Origin of the sequence: Micromonospora sp. NPDC048935 (assembly GCF_043197875.1) — a bacterium.
Lineage (GTDB): Bacteria > Actinomycetota > Actinomycetes > Mycobacteriales > Micromonosporaceae > Micromonospora.
Genome location: NZ_JBICTZ010000035.1, coordinates 1 through 1,031 on the forward strand (window position 1 = coordinate 1; position 1,031 = coordinate 1,031).

The 1,031-nt window shown below is 67.7% G+C and carries 1 protein-coding gene; it reads left to right on the forward strand.

The window, feature by feature from the left end:
• A partial coding sequence (locus ACGFIW_RS33745; RefSeq protein ID WP_393324616.1) for a beta-ketoacyl reductase occupies window positions 1–1,031 on the forward strand: 1,031 nt, incomplete at both ends.

Consider the following 1,031-nt stretch of genomic DNA (forward strand, 5'->3'; position numbering starts at 1 on the left):
GAGGTGGTGCCGGTGGTGGTGGGTGTGCCGGTGGTGGGTGGTGTGTCGGTGGGTGTGTGGCCGGTGGTGGGGGGTGTGGTGCCGGATGTGGTGGTGGTGTGGGGTGCGGATGTGGTGGGTGTGTTGGGGGTGTTGGGGGAGTGGTTGGGTGATTCGCGGTTTGTGGGTTCGCGGTTGGTGGTGGTGACGCGGGGTGCGGATGTGGTGGCGGGTCAGGGTGCGGTGGCGGGTTTGGTGCGGTCGGCGGTGTCGGAGCATCCGGGTCGGTTTGTTTTGGTGGATGTGGGTGTGGATGAGGGTGAGGGTGATGGTGGGGTGGATGTGGGTTCGTTGGTGGGTGGTTTGGTGTCGTTGGGTGAGTCGGAGTTTTGGGTGCGTGGTGGGCGGGTGTGTGTGCCGCGGTTGAGGGCTGTGCGGCAGGGCGGGGGCGAGGCGGTGGGTGGTTCGGTGTGGGGGGATTGTGTGTTGGTTAGTGGTGGGACGGGTGCGTTGGGTGTGGTGGTGGCGCGGCATTTGGTGGTGTCGTGTGGGGTGTCGCGGGTGGTGTTGGTGTCGCGTGGGGGTGTGGTGGCTGGTGGGGTGGCGGAGTTGGTGGGGGAGTTGGGTGCGGATCGGGTGGTGGTGGTGGCGGGTGATGTGACGGATCGGGTGGTGGTGGGTGAGTTGTTGTCGCGGTTTGGGGTGTCGGGTGTGGTGCATGCGGCGGGGGTTTTGGATGACGGTGTGGTGCAGGGGTTGTCGGCGGAGCGGTTGGCGTCGGTGTGGGGGCCGAAGGTGGTGGGTGCGCAGGTGTTGGATGAGTTGACGCGGGATCGGGGGTTGTCGGCGTTTGTGGTGTTCTCGTCGGTGGCGGGGGTGTTGGGGACGGCGGGTCAGGGTGCGTATGCGGCGGCGAATGCGGGGTTGGATGCGGTGGTGCGGGCGCGTCGGGCGGCGGGTTTGTCGGGGGTGTCGGTGGCGTGGGGGTTGTGGGGTGAGGTGTCGGGGATGACGCGGGGGTTGTCGCAGCGGGATTTGGCGCGGTTGTCGCG